General features: G+C 70.9%; 20 protein-coding genes. 11 read left to right on the plus strand and 9 right to left on the minus strand.

Features of this window, described 5'->3' with window-relative positions; translation table 11 throughout:
* Positions 1-17 precede the first annotated feature (17 nt).
* Positions 18-374 (plus strand): hypothetical protein, encoded by a 357-nt coding sequence (locus JOF37_RS09050; protein ID WP_210006521.1) that lies wholly within the window; start codon positions 18-20, stop codon positions 372-374.
* Positions 375-378: 4 nt separating this feature from the next.
* On the opposite strand, the gene JOF37_RS09055 is transcribed toward JOF37_RS09050, so the two are convergent.
* A complete protein-coding gene (locus tag JOF37_RS09055; RefSeq protein WP_210006522.1) occupies positions 379-1,443 on the minus strand; it encodes a histidinol-phosphate transaminase in 1,065 nt (354 codons plus the stop codon).
* Positions 1,444-1,515: 72 nt separating this feature from the next.
* Between JOF37_RS09055 and JOF37_RS09060 the strand changes: the two genes are divergently transcribed.
* A complete protein-coding gene (locus JOF37_RS09060) occupies positions 1,516-1,923 on the plus strand; it encodes a phage holin family protein (RefSeq protein WP_210006523.1) in 408 nt (135 codons plus the stop codon).
* Between the two features lie 23 nt (positions 1,924-1,946).
* Here JOF37_RS09060 and JOF37_RS09065 read toward each other — a convergent pair whose 3' ends face one another.
* Together JOF37_RS09065 and JOF37_RS09070 are read right to left on the minus strand one after the other, a co-directional pair.
* On the minus strand, positions 1,947-3,266 hold the full coding sequence (locus JOF37_RS09065) for an alpha/beta hydrolase family protein (RefSeq protein ID WP_210006524.1): 1,320 nt from the start codon (positions 3,264-3,266) through the stop codon (positions 1,947-1,949).
* Complete coding sequence (locus tag JOF37_RS09070) at positions 3,263-3,616, minus strand: hypothetical protein (RefSeq protein WP_210006525.1); 354 nt, start codon at positions 3,614-3,616, stop codon at positions 3,263-3,265. The genes JOF37_RS09065 and JOF37_RS09070 overlap by 4 nt, the downstream gene beginning before the upstream one ends.
* 143 nt (positions 3,617-3,759) lie before the next feature.
* Here JOF37_RS09070 and JOF37_RS09075 point away from each other — a divergent pair, with 143 nt between their 5' ends.
* Both JOF37_RS09075 and purB read left to right on the plus strand, forming a co-directional pair.
* Complete coding sequence (locus JOF37_RS09075; protein WP_210007740.1) at positions 3,760-4,236, plus strand: low molecular weight protein-tyrosine-phosphatase; 477 nt, start codon at positions 3,760-3,762, stop codon at positions 4,234-4,236.
* Positions 4,237-4,263: 27 nt separating this feature from the next.
* On the plus strand, positions 4,264-5,646 hold the full coding sequence (purB, locus tag JOF37_RS09080; protein WP_210006526.1) for an adenylosuccinate lyase: 1,383 nt from the start codon (positions 4,264-4,266) through the stop codon (positions 5,644-5,646).
* 94 nt (positions 5,647-5,740) lie between these two features.
* Here the strand turns inward: purB and JOF37_RS09085 are convergent, their stop codons facing one another.
* Both JOF37_RS09085 and JOF37_RS09090 read right to left on the minus strand, forming a co-directional pair.
* Entirely contained in the window at positions 5,741-6,079 is a 339-nt protein-coding gene (locus JOF37_RS09085; protein WP_210006527.1) for an amino acid transporter, read from the minus strand.
* Positions 6,076-6,741: an acyl-CoA synthetase gene (locus JOF37_RS09090; RefSeq protein WP_245338136.1), complete on the minus strand. Its 666-nt coding sequence runs from the start codon at positions 6,739-6,741 to the stop codon at positions 6,076-6,078. The genes JOF37_RS09085 and JOF37_RS09090 overlap by 4 nt, the downstream gene beginning before the upstream one ends.
* A gap of 117 nt (positions 6,742-6,858) precedes the next feature.
* On the opposite strand from JOF37_RS09090, the gene JOF37_RS09095 reads away from it, so the two are divergent.
* The 3 genes from JOF37_RS09095 to JOF37_RS09105 all read left to right on the plus strand — a co-directional run bounded on the left by JOF37_RS09095 (position 6,859) and on the right by JOF37_RS09105 (position 9,123).
* Positions 6,859-7,782 carry an NADP-dependent oxidoreductase gene (locus JOF37_RS09095; protein ID WP_210006528.1) on the plus strand — a complete coding sequence of 308 codons (924 nt, stop codon included), beginning with the start codon at positions 6,859-6,861 and terminating at the stop codon, positions 7,780-7,782.
* A gap of 100 nt (positions 7,783-7,882) precedes the next feature.
* A complete protein-coding gene (locus tag JOF37_RS09100; RefSeq protein ID WP_210006529.1) occupies positions 7,883-8,584 on the plus strand; it encodes a hypothetical protein in 702 nt (233 codons plus the stop codon).
* Positions 8,585-8,676: 92 nt separating this feature from the next.
* Positions 8,677-9,123 carry a GIY-YIG nuclease family protein gene (locus tag JOF37_RS09105; RefSeq protein WP_271175014.1) on the plus strand — a complete coding sequence of 149 codons (447 nt, stop codon included), beginning with the start codon at positions 8,677-8,679 and terminating at the stop codon, positions 9,121-9,123.
* A gap of 18 nt (positions 9,124-9,141) precedes the next feature.
* Here the strand turns inward: JOF37_RS09105 and JOF37_RS09110 are convergent, their stop codons facing one another.
* On the minus strand, positions 9,142-9,948 hold the full coding sequence (locus JOF37_RS09110) for an alpha/beta fold hydrolase (RefSeq protein WP_210006530.1): 807 nt from the start codon (positions 9,946-9,948) through the stop codon (positions 9,142-9,144).
* 34 nt (positions 9,949-9,982) lie between these two features.
* Positions 9,983-10,318 (minus strand): DUF3140 domain-containing protein, encoded by a 336-nt coding sequence (locus JOF37_RS09115; protein WP_210006531.1) that lies wholly within the window; start codon positions 10,316-10,318, stop codon positions 9,983-9,985.
* Positions 10,319-10,518: 200 nt separating this feature from the next.
* Between JOF37_RS09115 and JOF37_RS09120 the strand changes: the two genes are divergently transcribed.
* Positions 10,519-11,937 (plus strand): HNH endonuclease, encoded by a 1,419-nt coding sequence (locus tag JOF37_RS09120; protein WP_245338137.1) that lies wholly within the window; start codon positions 10,519-10,521, stop codon positions 11,935-11,937.
* Between the two features lie 193 nt (positions 11,938-12,130).
* Positions 12,131-13,153: a zinc-dependent alcohol dehydrogenase family protein gene (locus JOF37_RS09125; protein WP_210006532.1), complete on the plus strand. Its 1,023-nt coding sequence runs from the start codon at positions 12,131-12,133 to the stop codon at positions 13,151-13,153.
* Between the two features lie 114 nt (positions 13,154-13,267).
* Here JOF37_RS09125 and JOF37_RS09130 read toward each other — a convergent pair whose 3' ends face one another.
* Entirely contained in the window at positions 13,268-14,617 is a 1,350-nt protein-coding gene (locus JOF37_RS09130) for an APC family permease (protein ID WP_210006533.1), read from the minus strand.
* Between the two features lie 114 nt (positions 14,618-14,731).
* On the opposite strand from JOF37_RS09130, the gene JOF37_RS09135 reads away from it, so the two are divergent.
* Positions 14,732-15,505: an EI24 domain-containing protein gene (locus JOF37_RS09135; protein ID WP_210006534.1), complete on the plus strand. Its 774-nt coding sequence runs from the start codon at positions 14,732-14,734 to the stop codon at positions 15,503-15,505.
* On the opposite strand, the gene JOF37_RS09140 is transcribed toward JOF37_RS09135, so the two are convergent.
* The gene (locus JOF37_RS09140; protein ID WP_271175015.1) at positions 15,506-16,792 is read right to left on the minus strand and encodes a dicarboxylate/amino acid:cation symporter; all 1,287 of its coding nucleotides are present in this window, start codon (positions 16,790-16,792) and stop codon (positions 15,506-15,508) included.
* A 174-nt stretch (positions 16,793-16,966) separates the two neighbouring features.
* Between JOF37_RS09140 and JOF37_RS09145 the strand changes: the two genes are divergently transcribed.
* Positions 16,967-17,710 carry a FadR/GntR family transcriptional regulator gene (locus JOF37_RS09145; protein ID WP_210006535.1) on the plus strand — a complete coding sequence of 248 codons (744 nt, stop codon included), beginning with the start codon at positions 16,967-16,969 and terminating at the stop codon, positions 17,708-17,710.
* The last annotated feature ends 6 nt before the right edge of the window (positions 17,711-17,716 follow it).

Consider the following 17,716-nt stretch of genomic DNA (forward strand, 5'->3'; position numbering starts at 1 on the left):
ACGAAAGAGAGAAAACCATGTCCGACACCACCCGACCCACCGTCCACACCACCGCGGCACCCCGCCGCGCCCCGATGTCCGCCTTCATCTCCGCCTGGGCGGTGCCGATCCTCGTCCTCGGCGAGTTCGCGCTGCTGGCCGCGCTACCGGTCGTCGTCCTGATCGTCGCGACGCTGCGCGACGCCCGGATGCGCTCGATGCGCTGGTGGGTCGCCGCTCTGGCGGTCGCCTACGCGACCCCGCTCGCCGTCTGGCTGCTGCGTCCCGGCAGCGCCGAGAGCCTGTCGAAGGACATGTCACCGTTCGCGATCGGGGTCGTCGTCGCGGTGTCGATCGCCGTCATCGCCAAGCTCCACACCCGGCGCCCGCGATGAGCCGTCAGCTCAGCACGGATGCCGCGGCCGCGACGATCCGCTCGATCGATTCCTCTTCGCCGATCGAGATCCGCACACCGTCACCGGCGAAGGCCCGGACGATCAGCCCGGCCGCATCGAAGGCCTCGGCGATCTCGAGCGCCCGGTCGCCCGCGGGGAGCCAGACGAAGTTGCCCTGGGCCACGGGGACGTCCCATCCCGCAGCGCGCAGCCGGTCGGCGAGCGCGTCACGACGACCGGCGATGTGGCGAACGCGCTCGAGCAGCTCATCCTCGGCATCGAGGCTCGCGAGCGCCGCCTCTTCGGCCTGGGCCGTCACCGACAGCGGGATGCCGGTGCTGCGGGCCGCGTCGAGGATGCGATGGTCGCCGATGGCGTACCCCACGCGCAGCCCCGCCAGACCGTACGCCTTCGAGAACGTGCGCAAGATGACGACGTTCGCGTGGCCGGCGGCGAGCACGGCGGCGCCGGTGACGGCATCCGGGTCGGTGACGAACTCGGCGTACGCCTCGTCGAGCACGATCAGCACGTCGCGCGGCACGCGGGCGACGAACGCGTCGAACGCCGCCTGCGACACGACGGGGCCGGTCGGGTTGTTGGGGCTGCAGACGATGATCATGCGGGTGCGCTCGGTGACGGCATCCGCCATCGCGTCGAGGTCGTGACCCGACTCGGCCGTCAGCGGCACCAGGACCGCGGTCGCCCCCGCGACGGCGGCGAGGCCCGGGTAGGCCTCGAACGAGCGCCACGCGAACATGATCTCGTCGCCCGGCCCGCTCGTCGCCGACGCGAGCTGGTAGAGGATCGACACCGATCCGGCGGCGACGTGCACGCCGTCGGGGGCGACCGCGTAACGGTCGGCGAGGCGGGCGCGCAGCCGCGCGGCCGACGCGTCGGGATAGCGGTTGAACGTGGTCGCCGCGCGCACGGCCTCGACGACGCCGGGCAGCGGGTCGAACGGGTTCTCGTTGCTCGACAGCTTGAAGGCGTCGGCGGCGGCCTGGCGGCCCTGGCGGTAGGCGGGCAACGCCGCGATCTCGGGTCGGATGCGCACGGGCAGGTCGGTCACCCTGCGAGTCTACGGAGGACGCCGTTTCGGACGCATGACGCACAGCGCCCCGCGTGGGAGACTGGCGGCATCATGAGCCTGTTCATCCGCCTGATCGTCAACGCGTTCGCGATCTGGATCGTGACGCTCATCCCCGCCCTGCAGGTCGAGGTGGTGCCCTTCGCGCCCGGCGACGACCTGCAGCTCGTGCTCACGCTGCTGTTGATCGCGCTGATCTTCGGACTGGTCAACGCCGTCGTCGGCACCGTGCTGAAGCTCCTCGCCTTCCCGCTCTACATCCTGACCCTCGGGCTCATCTCCTTCATCATCAACGGCTTCCTGCTGTGGCTCACCGGGTGGGTGACCTCGGGCTGGGACTGGGGCCTGCGCATCGGCGACTTCTGGCTCGCGGTCCTCGCCGCGATCGTCATCGCGCTGATCAACTGGGTCGCCGGCATCCTGTTCCGCCCGCGCCGCGACCGCGACCGCGGGCGCCGCTGACACCGCAGCTGAGGCCGCCGCTCTCATTCCGGCCGGCTCACCCGGTAGGTGGTGACGACGGCGGGATCGTCTCCCGCGAATCCCGACAGCAGCGCGTGCAGCTCGGCCACCCGCGGATCGCCGGACTCATCGACGAGAGCGGCCGTCTCGCCGTACGCGTCCATCGCGTGCGCCCCGAGGGCGAGGTCGCCGATGCCCGCGCCGGGGTCGGCCACGCGCTCGGCGACGAAGCTCGCGGCACTGCCCACCGCGACCGGGTGTCCGCCGGCCTGCAGCGCGGGGACGGGGTCGTCGGTGTGACGCACGGTCACCTCGGTCGTATGCGCCGGAGCCGTGACCTGCACCGGTGACCCGAAGGTCACGTTGCCCACAACGGTGAAGGGACTGTCGGTCGCCAACCGTGAGGTGATGGCACCGCCCTGCGAGTGGCCGATGGCCAGCACCTCGTCGCCGGGTCTCGCGCCGGCATCCCGCAGCGCCGCGATGACGGCGTCGTACGACGCCGAGCGCGCGCCGCTGTACAGCTGAACATTCGAGGCCATGTCGAGCGGCTCCCGCCCGCCGAAGCCGAGCGGGGCACGCGTGCCGGCGACGTACACCGCGAACCGGCTGCCGCCACCGGGCTGGGGGTATCGCTCGACGCGCAACTGATCGTCACCGCGCGGCATGCGCTCGGCCAGGGTGGCCAGCGTCCTCGGGCCGGACGCCGCCGGTGCCGCGTGCGGCGCGATGTCGACGGGCACCGGCGTGCCCGACAAGCGGTCGGAGCGATGCACGCTTCCTCGGCCGAGAGCGGCGATCACGGTCAGCGCGATTCCGCTCGCCGCGACGGCGACACCCCCGAGCGCACCGAGCGGCGTCATGGCGAGACCGATCTGGCTGTGCAGCGGAGAGTGCCGAGTGAGGGGCCACGCCGCCAGCAGCAGATCCGCCTCGGCGGCGGCATCCGGCATTCGCGACCGCGCCTCGGCGAGCCGCCGCTCCATGAGCGGCAGCGACCGCTGATCTCCCGCGAGCGAGGCCGCGCGTGCGGCCGCCTCGAGCTCGACGATCTCGTACACGTCCGCGGCCCCCGCGAGCGCTCGCGCCAGTTCCTCCGCGTCGGAGCGGATCTCGCCGAGGATGCCGTCCACGGCGCGGGCGAGTCCGACCGCCAGCTCGACCGTGCTCCAGGCGGTAGCCGCATGCGCCGTGAGACCGACGGCGACCTGTTCGAGCTCGCCACGGACGGCCTCGCAGGCATCGGCGAGACCGGCCAGATCGGATGCCGCCGCCCGCAGCTCCACGGTGTCGACGGCCACCACGCCCCCGTCGCGGATGTCGACGGCGTCGCTGTTGCTCACGGGATCCCCCGGAGCGAGGCCGACCGCGCCTGGGCGTACCGCAGCTCGTCCTCGAGCGCATCGATGCGTCGCGCGGCGTCGTCGACGCGCTCGAGCCACTCCCCCAGCCGTTCCCGATAGCGGTCGGCCGACCGCGCCGACCAGGCCGTGCGCTGCTCGAGCGACCGCCCGCGGGCGCGAATCGTGACGAGGCCGTCCTGCGCGCGACCGAGCCGCTCTCGCGCGATCGCGAGGGCCTGCATCACCGCGACGTCGGCGGCGGGATCCACGGTGCCGACCGGAGCACCGGCTGCGGCGGCATCCGGAGCGCCGTCGCGGTCGGAGCGTCCGAGGGCGGGGTAGGGCGGCATGACCCCAGGCTGACGCAGGCGTGCCGGCTCGCGAGCGCCCGGTGTGCGGCCCGGGGACAACGCCGCCGAAGCTGCGCCTGTGCAGGACGGGCTCCATCCTCCAGAATGGGACGGTGACCCGACGCGACGACCCCTTCCGCGTCATGTTCGTCTGCACGGGGAACATCTGCCGGTCCCCGATGGCCGACGTGGTCTTCCGGTGGTTCGTGGACCAGGCGGGCCTGTCGGACCGCATCGTCTCGGCGAGCGCGGGAACCGGCGACTGGCACGTCGGCGAGCCCGCCGACGGTCGCACTCTCGCCGCGCTCGAGCGCCGCGGCTACGACGGCGGGCGGCACCGCGCCCGGCGGTTCACCTTGGCGGACTTCGATCGGTCCGACCTGGTCGTGGCCCTCGACCGGTCGCACGAGCGGGTGCTGTCGAACTGGGCCCGCACGACCGCCGACACCGACAAGCTCGGCCTGCTGATGACGTACGACCCGCACGCGGGCGGCGACCTCGACGTGCCGGACCCGTACTACGGCGACGCCGGGATGTTCGACGAGGTGCTCGCTATGATCGAGAACGCGAGCCGGGCGCTCTTCCGGCAGCTCGAACCCGCCATCCGCACCACGTCCTGAGCGCCCGTTTTCACCGATCGGAGCCTCGTGACCTCTCTGCCCCCGCAGCCCCTCAGCCCCCTCGACGGACGCTACGCCGCCGCGGTCGGCTCGCTCGCCGACTACCTCTCGGAGGCGGGACTCAACCGCGCCCGTGTCGAGGTGGAGGTCGAGTGGATCATCGCGCTCACCGACCGGTCGCTCTTCGGCAGCGCGCCGCTGTCGGACGAGCAGAAGACCCAGCTGCGCGGGCTGTACCGCGACTTCGGTCAGGCCGAGATCGATTGGCTCGCCGCGAAGGAGGCCGTCACGCGTCACGACGTCAAGGCCGTCGAGTACCTCGTCCGCGACCGGCTCTCGACCCTCGGGCTCGACGCGATCGCCGAACTGACGCACTTCGCCTGCACGAGCGAGGACATCAACTCGGCCTCGTACGCCCTGACGGTCAAGCGCGCCGTCGAGAACGTCTGGCTGCCGAAGCTCCGCGCCGTCATCGACGCACTCGGCGAACTCGCCCGCGAGCACCGCGACGCACCGATGCTGTCACGTACCCACGGCCAGCCGGCGACGCCCTCGACGATGGGCAAGGAGATCGCCGTGTTCGCCTGGCGTCTGGCGCGGGTGGCCAAGCAGATCGAGGGCGGCGAGTACCTCGCGAAGTTCTCCGGTGCGACCGGCACGTGGTCGGCGCACCTGGCCGCGGAGCCGGATGTCGACTGGCCCGAGCTCTCGCGCACCTTCATCGAGGGCCTGGGCATCGACTTCAACGTGCTGACGACGCAGATCGAGTCGCACGACTGGCAGGTCGAGCTCTACGACAGGGTGCGCCACGCCGGTGGCATCCTGCACAACCTCGCGACCGACATCTGGACCTACATCTCGCTCGGGTTCTTCGCGCAGATCCCCGTCGCGGGTGCGACCGGGTCGTCGACGATGCCGCACAAGATCAACCCCATCCGATTCGAGAACGCCGAGGCGAACCTCGAGATCTCGGGCGGACTGTTCTCGACCCTCGCCTCGACGCTCGTCACGAGCCGGATGCAGCGCGACCTGACCGACTCGACGACGCAGCGCAACATCGGCGTCGCCTTCGGTCACTCGCTGCTCGCGCTCGACAACCTGCAGCGCGGCCTGACCGAGATCTCGCTCTCGCGCGATGTTCTGCTCGCCGACCTCGACGCCAACTGGGAGGTGCTCGCCGAGGCGATCCAGACCGTCGTGCGCGCCGAGATCGCCGCCGGTCGCTCCAACATCACCGACCCCTACGCGCTGCTGAAGGACCTCACGCGCGGTCGCCGGGTCGGCGCCCCCGAGCTCGCGGAGTTCGTCCGAGGCCTCGACATCGGCGACGCCGCGAAGGAGCGCCTGCTCGCCCTGACCCCCGCCGGCTATGCCGGCCTGGCCGACGCCCTGGTGTCACGCCTGGGTTGACCCCGGCTCGCGCCGGCTGACGCCGAGAACGCACCGCCCCGTCGACAACGCTCGCGGGGCGGTGCGTTTTCGCGGGGCGGGCGGTTCTCGCGGCTCAGTGACGCGGAGTCGAGGAGGACGAACCGGGGGTCGGGTCGTCGGGGGTCTCGGACTCGTCGGGGTACAGCACGGGGCGGTCGACGCTCTTGTTCACCTGAGCCGGGTCGACCGCGAGCATCAGCAGCGCGATGATCAGCAGCGTCGCGATGAAGGCGACACCGGCGACGATGAGGGCCACGACGACGGCGCGCGCGGCATCCTCCTGCGGGATCGACTGGAACGCCCCCATCGACACAAGCGTGATGACCCCCGAGAACACGGCGGCGACGAAGGCGAGCCCGACGAGCTGGACGGGACGCATGAGCTCGCGGCGGGTGGGGTGTTCGCCGCTCACGATGCGACCTCCGGGTTCGAGGGGGTGGACGATGCGGATGCCGCAGGCGCGGCCGTCACGCTCGCGGTGTGCTCATCGTGGCGCGGCGAGAACCCGGCGATGCCGAGGAACACGGCGACGATCGCGGCGTAGCCGCCGAAGAGGCCGACGCCGATCGTGATGCCGGTCAGGGTGAAGGCGCCGCCGGCCTCGGCGATGAAGTACTCGAGGCTGTACGCCGGGTTGACCAGCAGCAGACCTGCAACCAGCGCGATGGTGACCGCACCGATGAGGATCTCGTCGCGTGCCACAGCGTCGGTGCGACGACGCCGGATGCCGGCGACGAGCTCGATGGCGCCGGTGACCGCGGCCCAGCCGATCACGACGGCGAAGAAGCCGACGGGTGCGCGCAGCACGGGGATACCCCCGAGGATCGCGGCGATCAGGGTGACCCCACCGAGCGCGATCGGCACCGTCCGCCGCCCGGCGGGGTGCACGAGCCACGCGCTGACGAGGAAGATGATCGCGGTCGCGGTGGCGAAACCGCTGAACACCGACATCCCCACGACGGCCGAATGATCCGGCGAGAAGGTGATCATCACCGCGGCGACGGCGGCGAAGAGCGCACGCGCGAGCTGCACATGCCGCACTTCGAAGGTGCGGACGGCGGATGCTGCGGACACGGCGGAACTCTCGCTGATCAGGACGGGATCACCCGATTCTACGCGTCCGACCCGGCGTGCCGGCCGCTCGGGCCGCCGCGGGGAATCTCCCGGCGGGAGACGACGTTGCCGACCGATATGAAGGCACTGACGTATTCCGAGTTCGGCGGCAACGACCGCTTCGAGATCACCGAACGAGACATGCCCCACATCGGCCCCGACACGCTCGTGGTGCGCGTGGTCGCCGCCGGGTTGAATCCCGTCGACTACAAGGTCCGCGAGGGCTACCTGCAGGGACTCATCGACACGCAGCTGCCCGCCGTCCCGGGATGGGATGTCGCGGGAGTGGTCGAGAAGACGGGGCTCGACACCCCGGAGTTCCAGGTCGGCGACGAGATCCTCGCCTACGCGCGAGCCGACCTCGTCAGCGGCGGCTCGGTCGCGGAGTACATGGCGGTGCCGGTGCGCACGGCCACCCGCAAGCCCGAGAACCTCGGCTTCACCGAAGCGGCGGCGATCCCCCTCACGGGTCTCACGGCGCTGCAGGCGATCGAGCGGTCGGCGGTGAGCGAAGGGTCCACGGTCCTGATCCACGGCGCCGCCGGTGGCGTGGGATCGTTCGGCGTGCAGCTCGCCCGCCTGCGGGGAGCGCGCGTGATCGGAACCGCCTCGGAGCGCAACCACGACTACCTCCGCGAGCTCGGAGCCGAGCCCGTGACGTACGGCGACGGGCTCGCCGAGCGGGTTCGGGCCATCGCACCCGAAGGTGTCGACGTCGTGCTCGACTTCGCCGGCGGCAGCTCGCTCGACTCGACGGCCGAGGTACTGCGCGAGGGCGGGGTCGTGACGTCGATCGCCGACCCGCGGGCGGCATCCGAGTTCGGCGGCAACTACATCTGGGTGCGTCCGGATGCCGCTCAGCTCGCTGAGCTCGCGCGGCTCGCGGCCGACGGCTCGCTGCGGGTCGAGGTTGCCGAGACGTTCCCCCTCGACGATGCCGCCGCCGCCTACGCGCGCCTCGAAGAGGGGCACACGCGGGGCAAGATCGTCGTCACGGTCTGATGCCGCTCGTCCGCGGGCGGCGTCGGTTGACCGGCGTCGCCCGCGGCCCGGCGCTGGGCGGGCTCTGGTGCCGCCGCTGCCCCGCTGGTATCCAGGGTTCATGGCCCCGACCTCAGCGCCTCCCCGTCCGCGAGATGTGAGCTCGCCGCAACGTCGGCGCCAGCGCAAGGACGTCGTGCTGACCGTCGTGACCATCGCGGTCGTCGTGGCGGTGTGCGCCGTGGCCGGGTTCGCGGCCTGGGCGATGGCGAACTCGTGGTGGACCGAGACGGATCCGGCGCCGTCGGCGGATCAGCAGCTCGCGGACGGCCAGTCGCGCTTCGACCGAGCCGGTGTCGACTTCCTCACTCGGCAGGGCGTCGCGACGGTGCACCTCACCGGTGACACCGCGGCGACGGACCTCGGCCTCGATGCCGACGGCGTGCGACGGATCGAGCCCCTCGTGCCGATCGGGATCGAGGTCGTCGGATCGACCGGGACGATCTCGTTCGGCGGGGTGGACGACTTCGGCCTCGCCACCACGGCCGACCGCGTGACCCGTGTCGACGTGCTGCCCGCCGCGAGCGGCTCTTGGCAGACGATCACGGCCGATCTGCGCAACCGCGGCGCTGCGTGGGGCTGGTCCGAGGACGAGATCTCCGCGCTCGAGTCCGAGCTCGGCGACGCCAGCCGGTCGGCGCCAGGCCAGACGCACACCGCGGCGCTGCCGGGAGTCACGGTCGACGGCATCGACGTCGAGGCGATCGTGACGATCGAGGCCGACAGCGGACGCGTGCAGCTCCGCTACGTCCTGTCGCGCTGACGGCGTGCGCTGTCGTGGCGATGGTCGCCGGCGGGCCGGCTCGGGCGGTGCGCGGGATCGCGGATGTCGCAGGCAGCGACCATGCTGACGGAGTGCCCACCGTCCTCGGCGAGATGCCGTTCCCGTGCCGCGTCTGCGGTGCGCGTGAAGGCGAGCGCTCGAAGGCGTCCGAGCCGTGGTGCTGCGCCCGCTGCGGGTGGCGCCTCGGCGATGCTCCCGATGCCGACCTGCCGCGGCCGGTCGTGGAGGTCGTCTACTACCTCCGTTACGCCGCCCGCGTGAAGATCGGCACGAGCACCCGACCGAAGCAGCGGCTGGCCGCCATCCGCCACGACGAGCTGCTGGCGTTCGAGCGGGGCGGTCGAGCCGTCGAACAGGCGAGGCATCGCGAGTTCGGCGACCTGCGCGAGGGCGGCGAGTGGTTCACACTCGACGGTGCGCTCGTGACGCACATCCAGGCTCTGCGAGCGGCTGCATCCGACCCGTGGGCCGCCTACGACCGGTGGCTGGGCGACGCGCTGCGCGCGGCATCATCGTGACGCGAGGGGCGCGAGACGTCAGGCCTCGGTGAGGAACTCGATCGCCGTCTGCCGGAACACCCGCGAGCCCGGGGCATTGAAGTGGTGGCGGTCGGGGATCTCGACGAAGCGACCCTGCGGCGTCGCCGAAGCGAGCGCCTTCGAGCCCTCGATGATGCCGTCGAGCGAGCCCGTCGCGAACAGAACCGGCTGGCCCGGTGCGTGCTCGGGGTCGGGATCCACGGTGCCCGACGCGCGCATCCCGCCGGCGATCGCGAGCAGCGCGCGCAGGTCGTTGCCGGGAACGCGTTCGGTGAGGCGCACGTAGTTCTGGGTCACGGGATCGGTGACCGGGGTGCCGTTCTCGACGAGGGCGCGAACCTGGTCGATGTCGAGGCGGGCGAGCGGGATGCCGTCGGGAACGCCACCCAGCACACCTCGCGTGATGCGCGACGAGAAGTCCTGCAGCACCTCCCACCCGACGCGTGCGCCCAGGGAGTATCCGACATAGGCAGCGGTATCGACGAGGTAGGTGTCGAGCACCGCTTCGACGTCGGAGGCGAGCTGATGCAGGTCGTAGTCCTGAGGGCGATGCGGCTTGTCGCTCGCGCCGTGCCCCCGCTGATCCAGTCCGAGCACCCGGAACCCCGCGCGCTGCAGATCGCGGACCCATCCCGTAGACACCCAGTTGTCACGGGTGTTCGAGGCGAAGCCGTGCACCAGCACGACCGTGGGTCGATCGTCCTCGCCCCACGAATACGTCGCGATGCGGTGCCCGTCCTCGCCCACCAGGACGTAACGGGGATCGGGCAGCTCGGTCAGGCCGGAGGCGGCGGAAATGCTCACCACACCATTCTCCCGCTGGCCCGGCGCATCGACGTCACTCCTTGGCGGGGTCGTGGCCCCAGTTCATGAGCGAGTACCGCCACGGCGTCTCGGTGATGTCGCCCGACGGCCGTTGGGCGAGGTGCCGGCGCACGTACCCGACCACCTTGCGCATGTGCTGCACATCGGAGTCGGTCAGATCGTCCTTCTTCGTCCGTAGGAGCTCGACGATGCGCCGTCCCGACTGGTGGCCTGTCGATTCACCGCCTCCGTCTTTCTGCCCCACACTCTGTGATTCGTCGCTGTCGAGCCACTTCTCCAGCTCGGCGGGTGCCATGTTCACGACATCGCGGAACTCGTGGCGGGTCTGGTCGTCGTTCTCCTCGCTCATGCTGGAATCGTGCCGGGATCCGGGACCGCACGCATCGGGTTGACAGGCGACGGTGGAGAAGATTCCGCGAGGGTGGTTCTGGGGAGGAACGCCGCCCAGCGGTAGCGGTGTTTCCTGCACATCGGCGGCGCGCGACGAGTTGTCCACGAAGGTGCTCTGAGGCGGTTCGGATGTCGGTGGCCCCGGGGCATCATGGACATATGGCAACGATGGGCGGTAGTGACGGGGTGGGGCTGAGTCCCCATGCCGGTGCACTCGGGGCGTTCGCTGAGGCGTTGGATGCTGCTCACGCCGGGGACGTCGCCCTGATGCGAGCTCTCGCTGAGATCGGGCGGTCGGCGTTGCGAGTCGCGCACGTCGACGGCGTGCGGGGGATGGCGTCTGACATGGAGCTGCGGTCGGTCGCGGCGGAAGCGGCAGGTTTGGCGGGTCGGTCGGACCGCCGGTTACAGCACGACATCGACCACGCGATGACCATCGTCGACGACTACCCCGCCGCGTTCACTGCTTGGGAGAACCGGCGGATCACGCGGGATCACGTGGAGGTGATCGTCAAAGCGGGAACGGTGGTGCCGGCGGAGGTTCGACCGGCGTTCGAGGAAGCCGCAATCGAGATCTGTAAGCGGGACATCGCGGTGCGGGTGAAGGAGCCGCTGAGGGCTTTGGCGGAGCGGATGCATCCGCGGGATTTCACGCAGCGCCACCGAGACGCCGCCGCCGGGCGGTGCGTTCGGGTGCTTCCCGGGGCGGACGGGATGTCGGACCTCATCGCGACCTTGCCCACCGTTATCGCCGCGGGGATGCTGGACCGGCTCACGCAGATGGGCCAGTCCGTGAAGGATGCCCGGGCCGCGGGAGCCGCGGGAACGGGGGAACCGGGAGCCGCCACCGCGGGGGCGGATCCCGCGGGCGCGGCGTTCGGCGAGGCCGCGGCAGCCTCAAGCGGGCAGCCCGAGGAGCCGGATACCCGGACCATGGACCAGCTCCGCGCAGATGCGCTGGCTGATCTCGTCCTCGCGGGTGCGCCGGCGGTCGACCCAACCTACGGCACCGACGCTCCTGGCCCGTTAGGCGCCATTCGGGCGCGCGTGCAGGTCGTCGTCACCGCAGACACCCTCACCGGAACCGACCACGGACCGGCCGGAGCGGTCGGCACCGGGCTCGTCGATGCCGACACGGCCCGCGAACTCGCCGGGCAGACCGCATCCTGGGACCGGCTCTTCATCGACCCGATCACCCGCACTCCGGTCGAGATCGACACCTACCGGCCCACCGCCTCGATGCGACGCCTCCTGCAAGCCCGCGATCAGCATTGCCGGTTCCCGGGATGCCGGCGGGCTGCGATCCGCTGCGAGATCGATCACACCATCGACCACGCCCTCGGCGGGCATACGCACATCTACAACCTCGCCCACCTCTGCCAACGACACCACTCGATGAAGCAATTCACCGACTGGAAAGTCCGGCAACTCGGCGGCGGGGTCCTCGAATGGACATCCCCCGGCGGGCGGATCTACCGCGAAGACGTGCCGATACCTGCCGTCTGCTTCACTCCCGAACCCGACCCACCACCGGGCGCGCGTACGGGCCACCCCTTCGACGAACCGCCTCCCTTCTGAGCTGCGTGCACCTGCGATCGGGGTGACTCCTCCGCTGGTCGTCGACGAGCGAACAGGCGCGACGCCCAACCACACTGCTCCGCCGCCTGCGCGAGAACCCGCATCATGCCAGCCCCCTGCACGACGGACCAGGGGCGCCGCGGCGGCCGCATCCTGGGGTGAGATGGACCTACCGCTACGGAAGGAATCGCATATGCGCGGAGTCATCATGCACGCCCCTCGCGACGTCCGGGTCGAGGACCGTGACGACCCCACGATCGAGCAGCCGACGGATGCTGTCATCCGAGTGTCCGCCGCCTGCATCTGCGGCTCCGACCTCTGGCCGTACCGCGGCGACGACCCGGTTCGGCGCCCCCAGCCGATGGGACACGAATATGTCGGCGTGGTCGAAGCGATCGGTGACGACGTATCGGAGGTGTCCGTCGGCGATTTCGTCGTCGGGTCGTTCTTCGCCTCCGACAACACCTGCGAGATCTGCCGCGACGGCTACCAGTCGCACTGCGTCAATCGCGTCCCGATGGGCGCCCTCGGCACGCAGGCCGAGCGCCTGCGGGTGCCGCTCGCCGACGGCACGCTCGTCGTCGTGCCCGGCTCGCCTACCGAGTCGCAGATCCGCAGCCTGCTCGCGGCATCCGACGTGCTCGGCACCGGCTGGTTCGCCGCGGTCGCGGCCCACGCGGGTCCCGGCAAGACGGTCGCGGTCGTCGGCGACGGTGCTGTCGGCCTGCTCGGCGTGGTCGCGGCCCGACAGCTCGGAGCCGAGCGCATCATCGCGATGTCACGTCACGCCGACCGGCAGCAGCTCGCCCGGCGCTTCGGCGCGACCGACATCGTCGAGGAACGCGGCGCCGACGGCGTCGCCCGCATCAAAGAGCTCACCGACGGGCTGGGCGCGCACTCCGTCATCGAAGCCGTCGGCACCCAGGAGTCGATGATGCAGGCGATCCGCTCGACCCGGCCTGGCGGGCACGTCGGCTACGTCGGCGTCTCGCACGACGTCGAACTGCCTGGCGGCGAGCTGTTCGGCTCGGGCGTCCACCTCCACGGCGGCCCGGCCCCGGTGCGCCAATACCTGCCCGAGCTGATCGAGCTGATCATGGCCGGCACGATCGACCCCGGCGCGGTGTTCGACCTCGTCCTCCCCCTCGAGGATGCCGCCGAAGGCTACCGGGCGATGGACGAGCGGCGCGCGACGAAGGTGCTGCTCACCCCCTGACGCCCGCGCCGCGCCGCCCCCAACCGCGCCGCCCCACTCACGCCGCAGCCGCCGGTCCCGGTCATCCCGGGTTCCGGCGGCTGCGTCGTTGGCTCGGAGAACGCGTGTCCGCGGTCAGTTCGTGGACGACGCCTTCGAACGCTCAGCGCGACGGCGGCCGGCGCGGGCGATGAAGAACAGCACCGTCCCCACGACGACGTAGCCCGCAGTGGCGAGCCACACCGGGCCGGTCTGCTGCGTCAGCAGCACGATGCTGGCGATGATCGCGAGCACCGGCACCACGCGCGGCACCGAGAAGTGCTTGTGCTCGACTCTGTCCTTCTTCAGCACGAGCACACTCACGTTGGCCGAGAGGAAGACCAGCAGCAGCAGGAGCACCGTCGTCTCGGCCAGGGTGCCGATGTCGCCGAGAACGGTCAGCAGCATGGTCGCGCCGGCGACCACGAGGATCGACACCCACGGCGTACGGCGGCGGGGCAGCACGCGCCCGAACGCCCGCGGCAGCAGCCCCGACTCGGCCAGGCCGTAACCCACACGACTGGCCATCACCATGAACAGCAGCGCGCCATTGGCGATCGCCACGAGCGCGATCAGGCTGAACAACCACGTGGGCACCGCGAAGCCGCTCGCCGTGACGACCTCGAGCAGCGGCCCGGTGGAGGTCGCGAGCTCGGTGGGCGGCACCACGATGACGGCGCCGACGGCGATCAGCAGGTAGATCACCGCGGCGGTGATGATCGCGCCGAACAGAGCCCGCGGGTACGACTTCGAGGGGTTCTTCACCTCTTCGGCCATGTTCGCGGCCGCCTCGAACCCGAGGAACGAGAAGAACGCGACGATCGACGCGGCGAAGGCGCCCTGCAGCGGCGGGACGTCGGGGGCGAACTCGAAGATGCGGGCGGGCTCGCCGCCGCCGCTGCCCAGCACCATCGCTGCGAGCACGATCACGATCACCAGACCGGTCACCTCGATGATCGACGCGACGAGATTCGCGCCGAGCGATTCGCGGACGCCTCGCAGGTTGATCAGCGTCAGCAGCAGGATGAACACGATCGCGGTCGGGATCGGCGGGATGTCGAAGAGCGCCGCCAGGTAATCGCCGGTGAAGGCGTTCGCGAGGGCGGCCGCCGTCGTGATGCCCGACGCCATCATGAGGAAGCCGACGAGGAACGACAGGAACGGGATGCCGAACGCCTTGTCGACGTAGCGGGCCGCGCCGCCGGCGTGCGGGTACTTCGTGATGAGCTCGGCGTACGTGCCCGCCGTCAGCAGTGCGACGACGAGCGCGATGAGCAGCGGCAGCCAGATGACACCGCCGACATCGTCGGCCATCGTCCCGACGAGCGTGTAGATGCCCGCGCCGAGGGTGTCGCCGACGATGAACGCGAAGAGAAGGGGCGTACCGATGGCACGCTTCAGTCCGGGCCGCTCGTCGGCGTGCGGCGCACTGGTCTCATTGGTCATCCGATCACTTCAACCCGATCCCGGCGGAAGCGACAACCCCTGGCGCTCGCGCGCGATGTGTGGTTGCGACGCCACCGGATGGCAGCGACCCCGGCGGAACGGCAGGATGATCGCATGCCCGACACCGCTCCCCCCGTCGCCGCACGCGGCGGCATCCGCTCGTTCGTCACGGGCGTCGGCGACCTCGGGCGCGGATTCGCGTTCTGGTCGCGGCGACCCGGCGCCATGGCGCTGGGTCTCGTCCCCGCGGCGATCGTCGGCGTCGTGCTGATCGCAGGGCTCATCGCGCTCAGCGCCTTTCTGCCCGACATCGTCGACACGATCACCCCGTTCGCCGACGGCTGGCCGACGCTGTGGGCGTCGGTCGTCCGCATCGCGGCGGGCACGGCGCTGCTCGGCGGCGCGATCGTGCTGGTCGTCGTGTCGTTCACCGCCCTGACGCTGCTGGTCGGCGAGCCGTTCTACGACCGGATCTGGCGGGCGGTCGAGACCGACCTCGGCGGGGCGGTGCCGGGCGGCGACAGCGGCTTCTGGCGATCCGTCCGCGACGCGATCAGCCTCATCGCCCGCGGCGTGCTGGCCGCGCTGCTCGCCGGTGTCGTCGGACTGGTCCCGGTCGTCGGCGGCGCGCTCGGGTCGGTCACCGCGGTCACACTCACGGGCTGGCTGCTCGCCGACGAGTTGACCTCGCGCGCGCTCGCGGCACGGGGCATCCACGCCACCGAGCGACGACGCCTGCGGCGAGCGCACCGCGCCCGATACCTCGGCTTCGGCGTCGCGACCCAGCTCTGCTTCCTGATCCCGCTCGGCGCGGTCGCCGCGATGCCGGCGGCGGTGGCGGGGTCGACCCGCCTCGTCCGCTCGATCCTCGCGGCCCGCGACGCCTGATCAGTCCGCCGCGTCGGCCGTCTGGAGCGCGGGGCGCTCGCTGGCGTCGGTGCGCGACGTCCGGGCGTTGTAGACGTCGCGGTCGAGGTCGTCGCTTCCTTCGGCGACGAGCATCGCCACGAGCGTGTCGCCGTTGACGTTGAGGAAGGTGCGGAAGATGCCCGCGAACCAGTCGACGGCGATGAGGAGTCCGAGCGCCTCGAAAGGCAGCCCGAGCGAGGTCGCCAGGAACATGGCCACGACCGGGAAGCCTCCGGGCACGGTGATCGTGCCCATGTTCACCAGCACCGCCAGCGCCATCCCGAGCACGACGGTTGCGGGGTCGAGCGCGACGCCGCCGGCCTGCGCCAGGAACATGATGACGATCACGTAGTTGAGCACCGCCCCGTACGAGCCCATGGTCAGGCCCACCGAGAGGGTGAAGTTGGCCACGCTGCGCCCGATGCCGACCCTCTCAATCGCGGTCTTCAGCACCGTCGGGTAGGTCACCGCCGAGCTCGTCGTGGTGATGGCGATCATCGTCTGCTGCGACAGCTTGCCGGGCAGCAGTCCGACGTTCACCCGCGTGCGCATCCACACGACGAGCACGAACAGGACGAGCAGGATGACGACCCCGAGCAGCGTCGACGACAGATACGCGAGCCCGCCGATCACGACGTCGAAGCCGACCGTGCCGGCGAGGTTCGCGAGCAGGCAGAAGACGCCGACGGGAGCGATGATCATGACGAAGCGGATCATCGTCAGCACGACCTGCTGGATCTGCTCGAAGAAGTCGAGGACCACGCGGTTGCCGCTGGTGGTGACGTACACGTTGAGGGCCGCGCCGAACAGCAGCGAGAACACGATGATCGGCACCATGTTCGCGGTCGACATCGCGTCGAAGATGTTGGTCGAGACGAAGTTGACGATCGTCTGCTGCCACCCGGTCGACTCCGCAGCGGCATCCTCGAGCGCAGGATCGACGCCGCCCGAGAAGTCGATGCCGGCGCCCGGCTGCAGCACCACACCGATGCCCCACGCCACGACCGCGGCGACGGCCGAGAACGCGATCATCCAGCTGAAGGTGCGCGCCGCGAGCTTGCCCATGCCCGAACCGCTCAGGGCGCCGGTCGCCACGATGACCGACGACATCACGAGGGGCACGATCGCCATCTGGATGAGTCGGATGAAGATGTCGCCCACGAACTTGAGGTTGCCCGCCCACTCGCCGACGATCAGTCCGAACACGATGCCGAGGATCGCGGCCAGGCCGATCTGCAGCGCGGGGTTCTTCAGTGCTCTCTTCACGATGCTCCTCGTTCGGGCGCGAGCACTCCGATCCGCTCGCGGTGCGCCTCACGCTAAGCGGCATCACGTCGCCAGCCCGCTAAATTGGTAGGACCGTAACGCGCCTTTTACATCGGGATGTCGTCTGTAACACGCTCGGAACAACAGCGACCTCTCCGTGGAAGACTGGCCGACGTGACCGATCCCGCCGGGGTGGCCCTGGGCCCCCTCCCTCGCACCCACGCCCTCGTCGCCGATGACGTCGCGCGTCACCTCGAGCGGCTCATCGTGACCGGCGACCTGCCCGCGGGGGCTGCACTGCCCCCCGAGCGCACGCTCGCGCAGACGCTCGGGGTGTCGCGCAACGCGCTGCGCGAGGCACTCACCCGACTCGCAGGCATCGGCCTCATCGAACGCCGTCAGGGCAGCGGCAACCGCGTCAGCCGCACGATCCCGCTCGCCGCGACTCTTGCCGGCCGCATGCAGGACGTCGAGGCCGAGTTCCGCAACTCGGCGGAGTTCCGCGCCGTCATCGAGCCGCAACTCGTGCGCCTCGCCGCGACGCGCGTCGACGACGCGCAACTGGCCGCACTTCGCGCCCTCGTCGACGAAGCGGGTGCCAGCATCGCCGCCGGGGCCGCGGAAGGCTCCGCCGGCCTGGATGTCGCCTTCCACACCGCCATCGCGCAGGCCACCGCCAACCCGTTGCTCGCCGCCCTCGGCGATCTCACCGCGTCGTGGACGGTCGAAGCCCGCGTGTTCTCGCACCTCGACGACGACGGTCGCCGCCTCTCGCATGAGGGTCACGCCCGCATCCTCGCCGCCCTCGTGGCGCGCGATCCCGACGCGGCCGAGTACGCCATGCGCATACACCTCGCCGAGGTGCGCGAGATCATCGAGCGGGCCCGAGGCACCGCCGCAGCCGCCGGCGACGACTGATCCCGG

It is taken from the genome of Microbacterium imperiale (genome assembly GCF_017876655.1).
In the GTDB taxonomy this organism is placed as follows: Bacteria; Actinomycetota; Actinomycetes; order Actinomycetales; family Microbacteriaceae; genus Microbacterium; species Microbacterium imperiale.

Excerpts from the sequence above, each read along its gene's own strand:
- JOF37_RS09095 (WP_210006528.1), top strand. The coding sequence starts at position 6,859 with ATGAAGGCACTGACGTATTCCGAGTTCGGCGGCAACGACCGCTTCGAG.
- JOF37_RS09120 (WP_245338137.1), top strand. The coding sequence starts at position 10,519 with ATGGCAACGATGGGCGGTAGTGACGGGGTGGGGCTGAGTCCCCATGCC.
- JOF37_RS09115 (WP_210006531.1), bottom strand. The coding sequence starts at position 10,318 with ATGAGCGAGGAGAACGACGACCAGACCCGCCACGAGTTCCGCGATGTC.
- JOF37_RS09125 (WP_210006532.1), top strand. The coding sequence starts at position 12,131 with ATGCGCGGAGTCATCATGCACGCCCCTCGCGACGTCCGGGTCGAGGAC.
- JOF37_RS09100 (WP_210006529.1), top strand. The coding sequence starts at position 7,883 with ATGGCCCCGACCTCAGCGCCTCCCCGTCCGCGAGATGTGAGCTCGCCG.
- JOF37_RS09130 (WP_210006533.1), bottom strand. The coding sequence starts at position 14,617 with ATGACCAATGAGACCAGTGCGCCGCACGCCGACGAGCGGCCCGGACTG.
- JOF37_RS09075 (WP_210007740.1), top strand. The coding sequence starts at position 3,760 with ATGTTCGTCTGCACGGGGAACATCTGCCGGTCCCCGATGGCCGACGTG.
- JOF37_RS09060 (WP_210006523.1), top strand. The coding sequence starts at position 1,516 with ATGAGCCTGTTCATCCGCCTGATCGTCAACGCGTTCGCGATCTGGATC.
- JOF37_RS09070 (WP_210006525.1), bottom strand. The coding sequence starts at position 3,616 with ATGCCGCCCTACCCCGCCCTCGGACGCTCCGACCGCGACGGCGCTCCG.
- JOF37_RS09050 (WP_210006521.1), top strand. The coding sequence starts at position 18 with ATGTCCGACACCACCCGACCCACCGTCCACACCACCGCGGCACCCCGC.
- JOF37_RS09135 (WP_210006534.1), top strand. The coding sequence starts at position 14,732 with ATGCCCGACACCGCTCCCCCCGTCGCCGCACGCGGCGGCATCCGCTCG.